Consider the following 11,201-nt stretch of genomic DNA (forward strand, 5'->3'; position numbering starts at 1 on the left):
CACCGGGGACTTGGTGCGATGGAATGCCGAAGGGAAGCTCGACTACCTCGGCCGCATCGACCACCAGGTCAAGATCCGCGGCTTCCGGATCGAGCTGGGCGAAATCGAAGCGCAGTTGCTGGCGCAACCTGGCGTGCGCGAGGCCGTGGTCGTGGCGCTGCAGGCGCCCACCGGCGCGCGGCTGGTCGCCTACATCTCGGCTCAGGCGGCCGCCCCGGTGGAGCCAGCAACTTCAGTGCGGTCCGGAACCTCCGTGCCGATGGGTGCGTCGGCGCAGCCACGGGGCGCGCTGGACACCGACCAGCTACGCGAGGCACTCGGCCGGAGCCTGCCGGAGTACATGGTCCCCAGCGCCATCGTCGTGCTCGACACGCTGCCGCTGAACCCCAGCGGCAAGGTCGATCGCAAGGCCCTGCCGGCGCCGGACCTCCATGCCCAGTCAGCGGCGGCTTACGAGGCCCCGCAGGGCGAGGCCGAAGCGACCATCGCGTCGATCTGGCGTGACCTGCTCGGCGTGGAGCGCGTCGGCCGGTGGGACAGCTTCTTCGAATTGGGCGGGCACTCGCTGCTCGCGATCCAGCTGCAGGCGAGACTGCGCCAGTGCGGTTGGCCATCGGAGATGCGGGCCTTGTTCCTTCATCCGCGACTCGCCGATTTCGCGTCAGCCGTGGCCCAGTCGGCGGGCGTGGTCGTCCCCATCGCAGACCCCGACGCCAATGCGGCGACCATCCCGGCCGGCTGCACCGCACTCGAGCCGGGCATGCTGCCGCTGGTTGAGCTCGACACGGCCGAGCTGCGGCGCATCGAGGCCGCGATCCCCGGTGGCGCGGCCAACATCCAGGACATCTACCCGCTCGCGCCGCTGCAGGAGGGCATGCTCTTCCATCACCTGATGCAGGAGCAGGGCGACGCCTATGTGATTTCGCTGCTGCTGCGCTTCGACGGCGAGGCACGGTTGACGCGTTTCATCGACGCGCTGAATCAGGTCATCGCGCGTCACGACATCCTGCGCACCGCCGTCGTGTGGGAGGGGTTGCGCGAGCCGGTGCAGGTCGTCTGCCGCGCAGCGCCGCTCACCCTCGAATGGCTGCCGATCGACGAGGCCGACCGCGCCGCGGGCCGTGCCGCGGAGCGGCTGGCGGCTCATGTGGATCGCCGCGCCTTCCGCATCGACGTGCGCCGCGCGCCGATGGTGCGGGCCATCGCGGTCCACGATGCGCCCAGCGGCCAGTGGCTGCTGCAGCTGCCCAGCCATCACCTTGCGCTCGACCACACGGCCGAGAAGCTGATGATCGAGGAGATCGCGCTGATCCTGCAGCAGCGTCATGCCGAGTTGCCCAGGCCGGTGCCGTACCGCCGCTACGTGGCGCAGGCGCTTGCGGGCATGAGCGGGGACCAGCACGAGGCCTTCTTCCGGCAACTGCTGGGCGGCGTGGACGAAGTGACCGCGCCTTTCGGCCTCGCCGACGCGCGACTCGATGGAAGCGCGAACGAGGAGTCGCGCCTGACCTTGCCGGCGGCGCTCTCGATCGAGTTGCGCGAGCAGGCGCGTCGCCAGGGCGTGAGCGCGGCGACTTTGTTCCACCTCGCCTGGGCGCTGGTGCTGGCGCGCACGGCGGGGCGCGACGACGTGGTCTTCGGCACGGTGTTGTTCGGCCGCATGCAGGGCGGGGACGAGGCGCATCGTGCGATGGGCATGTTCATCAACACGCTGCCCTTGCGGGTCGAGCTGCGCGGGCGCAGCGTCGCGCAGGGCTTGCGGGAGACGCATGATCGCCTCACCGGCTTGTTGCACCACGAGCACGCGCCGCTGTCGCTGGCCCAGCGCTGCAGCGGGTTGCCGGGCGGCACGCCGCTGTTCTCCAGCCTGCTGAACTATCGCCATAGCGGTCCGCGCCGCGGCGAGGATGGTGCGGACGCGGTCTGGGATGGCATGACGCTGGTCGGCGCGAAGGAGCGGACCAACTATCCGTTCACGCTCTCGGTCAATGACCGCGGGGAGGTCTTCGAGCTGGTGTTGCAGGTCGAGCGCTCGGTGCGTGTGGCGCGGATGCAGGTTTATCTGGAAGCGGCCGTGCGCGGCATCGTCGACGCGCTGACTGCGGGCGGCGGGCAGGCCTTGCATGCGCTGAGCGTGGTCGGGCCGGAGGAGGCTGCGACCCTGACGCGTTGGAGCGAGGTGCCGCCGTCTGCTGACGAGGCCGTGCCGATGCATCGGCTGATCGAACGCAAGGCGGCGATCGATCCGGATGCACCGGCGCTGGTCTTTGGGCAGAGCACGCTGACACGCGGTCAACTCAATGCGCGCGCGAACCGTCTTGCGCATCGCCTCATCGCGCTGGGGGTGCGCCCGGACTCGCGCGTGGGACTGGCCGTCGATCGATCGATGGAGATGATGGTCGGCGTGCTGGCCATCCTCAAGGCCGGCGGTGCCTACGTGCCGCTCGACCCGGAGCTTCCCGCCGATCGGCTCGCCTACATGCTCGAAGACAGCGGCGTGGCGCTGGTGCTGACGCAGCCGCATCTGCGCGCGAAGCTGCCGGCGGGGCAGGGCGTCGATTTGGTCGACATCGATGCCGCGGAGAGCGCCGATGAACGTCCGGGCGCATCGCTGGCGAATCCCAACGTCGAGGTCCACGGCGAGAACCTCGCCTATGTGATCTACACCTCCGGCTCGACGGGCCGGCCGAAGGGCGCGGCCAACCGCCACGTCGCGTTGCATAACCGTTTGGCCTGGATGCAGAAAGCCTACGGGCTGAGCGCGGCTGACACGGTGCTGCAGAAGACGCCGCTGAGCTTCGACGTCTCGGTGTGGGAGTTGTTCTGGGCGTTGGCCGAAGGCGCACGACTCGCTATCGCCGCGCCGGGCGATCACCGCGATCCGCAGCGGCTGGTCGAGCTCATCAACGAGCACCAGGTCACCACGATCCACTTCGTGCCGTCGATGCTGCAGGCCTTCCTGGCGCATGACGGCGTCGAGGCTTGCACCTCGCTGAAACGCATCGTGTGCAGCGGCGAAGCGTTGCCGGCCGAGGCGCAAGCCGCCGTGTTTCGCCGGCTTCCGAAGGCAGGGCTCTACAACCTGTACGGCCCCACCGAAGCGGCGATCGACGTCACGCACTGGACCTGCCGGGACGACGGTCGCAGCCAAGTGCCGATCGGCGCGCCGATCACTGGCATCTCGACTTGGGTGCTCGATGGCGACCTCAACGCGGTGCCGCCGGGTGTTCCGGGCGAGCTGTACCTGGGAGGCATCGGCCTGGCGCGCGGTTATCACGATCGCGCCGGACTCACCTCCGAGCGCTTCGTCGCCAATCCGATGGCCATCGACGGCAGCCGGCTCTATCGCACCGGGGACTTGGTGCGATGGAATGCCGAAGGGAAGCTCGACTACCTCGGCCGCATCGATCACCAGGTCAAGATCCGCGGCTTCCGGATCGAGCTGGGCGAGATCGAAGCGCAGTTGCTAGCCCAGCCCGGCGTGCGCGAGGCCGTGGTCGTGGCGATGCAGACGCCCACCGGCGCGAGGTTGGTGGCATACGTCTCTGCGCACGCGACGGCGCTGGCGCAGCCCGGAGCGACGGCGCAGCGTGACGGTGCAATCGACACCGAAATCCTGCGCGAGGCGCTCAGCCGCAGCTTGCCCGAGTACATGGTCCCCAGCGCCATCGTCGTGCTCGACACGCTGCCGCTGAACCCCAGCGGCAAGGTCGATCGCAAGGCGCTGCCGGCACCGGATCTCCATACCGCCTCCGCAGCCGCCTACGAAGCACCGCAGGGCGAGGTCGAGGCCGCCATCGCCGCGGTCTGGGCCGACGTGCTCGACGTGGACATCAGCCGCGTGGGCCGTCACGACAACTTCTTCGAGGTCGGCGGAGATTCCATCCTCAGCCTGCAGATCATTGCCCGCCTGCGTCGCACCGGATGGCATCTGACGCCGCGGCAGATCTTCGAGTTGCAGACGATCGCCCGTCTCGGCGTTGCGGCGCAGCGGATCGACGACGGCGCGCTGGCAGCGCCCGACCCGGCATCGCCGCTCGGTCGTCTCGACGACTTCCTCGATGCCGCCGCCATCGCCGCGCTGCCGATCGACCCCGCCTCGATCGAGGACGTCTACCCGCTGGTGCCGACGCAGGAAGGCATGCTGCTGCACTCGGTCGAGGCGCCGGGCTCCGGCCTCTACGTGAACCAGCTGAACGTCGAGGTCCGCCACCTCGATCCCGATCGCCTGGAGGCGGCGTGGCGCGTGATGGTCGCGCGGCACGCGATGCTGCGCACCGCCGTGTTGTGGCAACCCGGCATGACGCGACCGCTGCAGCTGGTGCTGCGCGAGGCGCCCAGCGCCATGACGCGGCTGGACTGGCGCGGCGAGGCGGACACCGCGCGTCGCATCGCCGACTTCGCCCGCGCCGAGCTCACGCGCCCGATCGACTGGATCCGCCCGCCGCTCTCGCGGGTTGCCGTGATCCAGCTGGACGAGGATCGCCACCAGCTCGTGTGGACCCGCCACCACCTGCTCTCCGACGGCTGGAGCGATGCCCGCCTGATGGCGGAATGGCTGCGCTGCTACGCCGGCGAGGCGCTGCCCTCCGCGCCGCCGCGCTACGGCGACTTCGTCCGCTGGCTGCAGCGGCAGGACGCCGGCGCGCCGCAGGCCTTCTGGACCGAGGCGCTTGCGGCCCTCGATGGCCCCACGCTGCTGGCCGAGTCCACTCGCGCCGCGCCCGGCCGCTCGGGCTTCGAGAAGCGCTACTCGCGTTTCGACGCCGCACGCTCCGCGGCGCTGACGGCCTTCGCCCAGCGCGAGCGCGTGACCGTGAACACCCTGGTGCAGGCCGCCTGGGCCGTGCTGCTGCACCGGCACACCGGCCGCGACCGCGTGGTCTTCGGCGCCACCGTCGCGGGCCGTCCCGCCACGCTGCCGGGCGCGGAGGAGATGCTGGGCCTGTTCATCAACACCGTGCCGGTGCCGGTCACATGGGACGCCAGCCAGCGGGTGGGCGACTACCTGCGCGCCGTGCAGGACACCAACCTGCGCCTGCGCGACCACGAGCACGCCGCGCTGGCCGACGTGCAGCGCTGGGCCGGCTCCTCCGGCCGGCCGCTGTTCGACAGCATCATCGTCTTCGAGAACGCACCGATCGATCGCGCGCTGCGGCAGCTCGGCCAGTACGGCCTCGAGTTCGACGAGATCGGCGGGGAGGGCTTGACCGGCTATGCGATGGACCTGCAGGTCGTCGCCGGCGACCGGCTGGTGATCGAGTACTGCTACAGCCGCCGCGATCTCGACGACGCCTTCGTCGAGGGGCTACGCACCCAGATGGAGACGCTGCTGGACGGCATGGCCGCCGATCCGTCGGCACCGCTGGGCGAGCTGCGCTGGCTGGACGCGCCGGCGGCACGGGCGCTGCGCGCGCTCGGGCAGGGTGGCGGTGGCTTGGCCGAGCCGCGGCCGGCGCCGGTGCATCGCCTGATCGAGCGCCAGGCGGCCATCCGCGGCGAGGCCATCGCGCTGCTGCTGGGCGACGAGGAACTGAGCTACGCCGAGCTGAACGCGCGGGCCAACCGGCTGGCTCACCACCTGGTCCGTCGCGGCCTGCCGCGCGACGCCCGCGTCGGCGTGGCGCTGGAGCGCTCGCTCGACAGCATCGTCGGCCTGTTGGCCGTGCTGAAGGCCGGCGCGGCCTATGTGCCGCTGGACCCGGCCTATCCGCCGGACCGGCTCGCCTTCATGCTGCAGGACAGCGGCGCCGCGCTGCTGCTGACGCAGCGCGGCTTGCGCGCACGACTACCGGCGGTGCCGGGCCTCGAGGTCGTGACGATGGAGGAGGTCCGCGAGGCGACTGCGGCCGCCACAGCGGCCATAGCGGCCACAGCGGCGGACGATGCCGCCAATCTCGCGCTGGCGGACCATCCCGACCACCTCGCCTATGTGATCTACACCTCCGGCTCGACCGGCCTGCCCAAGGGCGTGGCGGTGACACACGGACCGCTGGCCATGCATTGCCTGGCCACGGCGGAGATCTACGGCATGAGCGCCGCCTCCTGCGAGCTGCACTTCATGTCCTTCTCTTTCGACGGTGCCCATGAGCGCTGGCTGACGCCGCTGTGCGTGGGCGCGGGCCTGGCCCTGCGCGACAACGAGCTGTGGACCGCCGAGCAGACCTGCGAGGCGCTGCATCGCTACGAGGTCACCAACGCCGCCTTCCCGCCGGCCTACCTCGGCCAGATCGCCGATTGGGCCGGCCTGCGCGGCGACGCGCCGCCGGTGGAGCTGTACGTCTTCGGCGGCGAGGCCATGCCCAAGGCCGCCTACGACAAGGTCTGCCGCCACCTGCGGCCGCGCACGCTGATCAACGGCTACGGCCCGACCGAGTGCGTCATCACGCCGCTGATCTGGAAGTCGGCCGCGAGCGAGGGCTTCGACTGCGCCTACGCGCCGATCGGCAAGCCGGTCGGGGACCGCGCGATCCATGTGCTCGACACCGACCTGCAGCCGGTGCCGGCGGGCGTCGTCGGCGAGCTCTACATCGGCGGATTCGGCCTGGCGCGCGGCTACCTGGGACGGGCCGGCCTGACCGCGCAGCGCTTCGTGGCCGACCCCTTCGACGCCGCCGGTGGCCGCCTGTACCGCACCGGCGACCTGGTCCGCTGGATGGAGGACGGCAACATCGAATACATCGGGCGCGCCGACCACCAGGTCAAGATCCGCGGTTTCCGCATCGAGCTGGGCGAGATCGAGACCTGCCTGTGCGAGGTGCCCGGCGTGCTGGAAGCGGCGGTCGTGGCGCGCGAGAGTCCGTCCGGCAAGCAGCTCGTGGCCTACGTCGTCGCGCTGCCGGACGTGAGCGAGGCGACGCTGCTGCCGCGCCTGCGCCAGCGCATCGCCGAGCAGCTGCCGGAGCACATGGCGCCGGCTCATCTGGTCCTGCTGCCGCGACTGCCGCGCCTGATCAGCGGCAAGCTGGATCGCGCGACGCTGCCCGATCCGGTGAGCTCGCACGATGGCGACCACCGCGCGCCGCGCACCGAGGTCGAGCAGCGGCTGGCGACGATCTGGCAGGAGGTGCTGGGGATCGAGCAGGTCGGCATCGGCGACAACTTCTTCGAGCTGGGCGGAGATTCCATCCTCAGCCTGCAGGTGATCTCGCGGGTGCGCAACGCCAGGCTCGGCTTCGAACTGCGGCTGCGTGACCTGATCCGCCATCAGACGATCGAGGGCCTGACGGCCGCCTTCGCCAGCGTCGGATCGGCCAGCGAGGCCACCGCGGGCGCTACGCCCGCGTCGAACGCGTCGACGGCAATGTCGGCTGGCGGATCGGTGAGCGCGGCGACGGGCTTGACCGGGAGCGTGTCGACGCCTGTCGCCGCCGAAGGCGAGGTGCCGCTCACGCCGATCCAGCGCTGGTTCTTCGAGCAGCCCATCCCGGCGCGTCATCACTACAACCAGTCGGTGATGTTGAGGGCGCCGGCCTGGCTCGACGAGGACCGGCTGCGACGCGTGATCGCGCTGCTCACCCAGCACCACGAGGGCCTGCGCCTGCGCTTCAACCAGGACGCCGATGGCCGATGGACACAGCGCTACGAGGACGCGTCGACCGTGGCGACAGCGACAGCTCCCGATCCGCGCGCGGACGTGCTGTGGAGCCGCGAGGTCGCCAGCCCGGAGGACATCCGGCGCGAGGCCGACCGGGCGCAGCGCAGCCTCGACCTCGCGCGGGGTCCGCTGTGGCGGGTGCTGCACCTGCGGCATGTCGACGGCAGCGCGCGGCTGCTGATCGCCGTGCATCACCTGACGATCGACGGCGTGTCTTGGCGCGTGCTGCTGGAGGACCTGCAGGCCGCCTACCTGGCGCTGGTCGCCGGTACCGAGCCGGTGCTACCCGCGCGCAGCGCGCCGTTCAAGGCCTGGGCGGAGCATCTGGCGCGCTGGGCGGGCTCGGAGGCGCTGGCCGCCGAGCTGCCGCACTGGCGGCGCGAGCTCGCCGCGATCCCGGACCTGCCGCGCGACGATCCGCAGGCGCCCGCCTGGATCCAGGACCGCCGCACCGCGGCGATGTCGCTGGACGCGGCGCTCACGCGGCAGCTGCTGCGTGTCGCACCCGCGGCCTACGGCGGCGGCATCGATGCGCTGCTGCTGACCGCGCTCGGGCGGACGCTGTCCGCCTGGAGCGGTCATCCCGAGGCGCTGGTGCTGCTCGAGGGCCACGGCCGCGAAGGCGACGCGGCCGACATCGACCTGAGCCGCACCGTGGGCTGGTTCACCAGTGCCTATCCCGTCCGCCTGTCTGGCCACGATCAACCGTGGGCGGCGGCGATCCCGGCGGTGTCCGGCCACCTGCGCGCGGTGCCGAACCGCGGTGTCGGCTTCGGCGTGCTGCGCCACCTGCATGCCGACGAGGCGGTGCGTGCGTCGCTGGCGGCGGTCCAGCCGGGGATCGCGTTCAACTACCTCGGCCAGCTGGACCAGACGCTGAAGAACGGCGCGGGCTTCAGCCGCGCACGCGACTCCGGCGGGATGGCGCGCGACGAGCGCGGACCGCTGCCCTGCTGGATCGAGGTGATCGGCCAGGTGATGGACGGCGTGTTGACGATGAACTGGTCCTACAGCGACCGCATGTTCAAGCCGGCGACGATGGAGGCGCTGGCCGCGGGCTTCCGGGCGCAGTTGGTCGCGTTGATCGACCACTGCGTGGAGGTGGCGGGCCGCGCAGGGACGGCGTGAACGCGGAGATCCGGTGCCTCCCGGCACCGGATCCCGTCCGTGGCGATGCCGACATCGGCGTCGCCAGCGGCCTTAGAAGTGGCCTCAGAAGCGGTAGCTGCCGCGCAGCCAGGTGCTGCGCGGCGTGCCGAACATGTAGCCCGACTGGCCGCTCATCCAGATGTAGGTCTTGTCGGTCACGTTCTCGACGTTGAGCGACACGGTCATGCGCGGCGTGAGCTCGTAGCGTGCCAGCAGGCCGATCAGCGTGTAGCCGCCCTGCGTCAGCGGCGTCTTGGAGACGATGTCCATCGAGGTGGCGTTCTGGTAGCTGAGGTTGCCGCCGACGGTCAGCCGGCTCAGCGCGCCGGGCAGGCGATAGCTGGTCGCCAGGTTGACGGTGCGCGTGGCCAGGTGCGGCGAAAGCGGCGTGCCATCGGCCTTGCGCGGCGTGCCGTAGGCATAACCGGCCATCAGCTGCCAGCCGGTCAGCACCTCGCCGGAGACGCTCAGCTCGAAGCCCTCGGTCACCGTGCCGCGCTCGCCGCGGAAGGCCGGCGAGCCATCCGGTTGCAGCGTGCCGGTGGCCACCGGCACGTGGTCCTGCTTGGTGCGGAAGACCGCGACCGCGGTGTTCAGGCGGCCGCCGAAGTGCTCGCCCTTCACGCCCACCTCGACGTTGCTGCCGCGCTGCGGATCGATCACGTTGCCGTTCTCGTCCTTGGACGTGTTGGGCTGGAAGATCTGCGTGAAGCTGCCGTAGACCGAGAACTCGCCGGTCAGGTCGTAGACCACGCCGGCGTAGGGCGTGACGACCGAGGTTTCCTTGATCGGCACGCCGTCCACCCGCGCGCCGTTGGCCGTGCCGGCCCAGGAGCGCTGGTAGGACCGGTTCTCGTAGGAGGTCACCCGCGCGCCCACCAGCAGCGACAGCGCATCGGTCGCCTGCAGGCGCGTGGACGCATAGGCCGCGCGTTCCTCGGTCTCGGCGTTCTGGCGCAGGCGCGGGTACAGGAAGTCCGGCTTGGCGATCGCGGCGAGGTCGAAGACACCACCCGGGCGGCGGTCCAGCCGCGTGCCGGTGTTGAGCGCGCTGTTGTTGGCGATCTCGGTCTCCAGCTTGTTGACGTTGAAGCCGATCACCGCCTGGTGCGTGCGGCCGAACAGCTGGTAGGGGCCGGAGGCGTAGACGTCCAGCGACTTGTTGGTACCGTCCGCCGGGTTGTCGCTCAGCGAGACGACGCCGATGTTGGTCGCCGCGTTGATCGGGAAGGTGGGCAGCGTGCTCTGCAGGTCGCCGCTGTAGCGCTTGCGCTGGTTCTTGACCTGCGCCACCTCGGCCTTGACCTGCCAGCCGTTGTCGAAGGCGTGCTGCAGGTTGACGAAGACCCGCCGGGTCTCCATGTTCCAGGTGCTCCAGGGCGTGCTGAAGGAGTAGGAACGCGGCACCACCAGCCGCGCGCCGTTGCCGTAGTAGGGCGGGATGTTGCCGAAGTTGGCGCCGTCGATGTCGTTCTTCTGGTACTCGAAGCCGGCGGCCAGCACGGTGCGGGCGCCGAGGTCGGTCTCGACGATGCCGTAGAGCAGGCTGTCCTTGCGGCGCTTGTTGTCGATGAAGGTGTCGCCACCCGAGTGCGAGGCGACGATGCGGCCCCGCACGCCGCCGCTGGCGGTGAGGCTGCCGCCGATGTCGGCCTGCGCCAAGGTGCGGCTCCAGTTGCCGGCGCCGACGGTGACGCTGCCCTCGAACTGCTGCGTCGGCCGCTTGCGCACCAGGTTGACCGAGCCGCCGGGCTGGCCCACGCCGTTGAGCAGGCCGGCCGGTCCGCGGATGACCTCGACGCGGTCATACATCGCCATGCTGGTCATGCTGGCCTCGGCCGAGACATTGTTGTAGGCCAGCGTCGGGATGCCGTCGACCATCTGGCTCAGCGAGAAGCCGCGCGACGTGAAGTCCACGCGCTCGTCGCGCCGGTTGACGACGATGCCGGGCGTCTGGCGCATCACCTCGTTGAGCGTGTCCAGGTTCTGCTCGTCCATCTGCTGGCGGCCGACGACCGTCAGCGACTGCGGCGTCTCCCGCGGCGACAGCGGCATGCGGGTGCCGGCGCCGGTGCTGCGCACCGTGTAGGAGCCGGTGCCCTCGCTGGTGGCGGACCGGCCGCTCACCGACACGGTGGGCAGCGCGGCGCCGGAGGCAGTGCCCGATGCAGCGGCCGAGGCGGCGGTAGCAGGCGCCGCGGAGGAGGCGGCCGCGGTGGCGGGCGCGCTGTCGGTGGGCGTCTCGGCGGCGACGGTCTGCGNCGCGGCGCCGGCGAGCGCGAGGGTGCCGAAGGCGGTGGCCAGGGCCAACGACAGCCGGTGAGGACGGAACAGGGCGAGCGACGGGAACGGGGACATGGCGCGATCCTTCTGAGGATTCATGGTTGTGGCGAACGGGAACGAGGGTGGGCAACGAGGCGCCCGGAACGTGAAAAAGCGCGCCGCCACGGATCCC

The 11,201-nt window shown here is 70.9% G+C and carries 2 protein-coding genes; one reads left to right on the forward strand and one right to left on the reverse strand.

Going from position 1 to position 11,201, the window contains the following annotated elements; translation table 11 throughout:
- The coding region (locus tag ACTJKJ_RS19830; RefSeq protein ID WP_440821485.1) for an amino acid adenylation domain-containing protein at nt 1–8,725 on the forward strand (8,725 nt) is incomplete at its 5' end.
- Between the two features lie 84 nt (nt 8,726–8,809).
- Here ACTJKJ_RS19830 and ACTJKJ_RS19835 read toward each other — a convergent pair.
- Nucleotides 8,810–11,128 (reverse strand): TonB-dependent siderophore receptor, encoded by a 2,319-nt coding sequence (locus ACTJKJ_RS19835; protein WP_440821486.1) that lies wholly within the window; start codon nt 11,126–11,128, stop codon nt 8,810–8,812.
- Nucleotides 11,129–11,201: the final 73 nt, after the last annotated feature.

The organism is Roseateles sp. 22389 (assembly GCF_052044995.1).
Lineage (GTDB): Bacteria > Pseudomonadota > Gammaproteobacteria > Burkholderiales > Burkholderiaceae_C > Roseateles.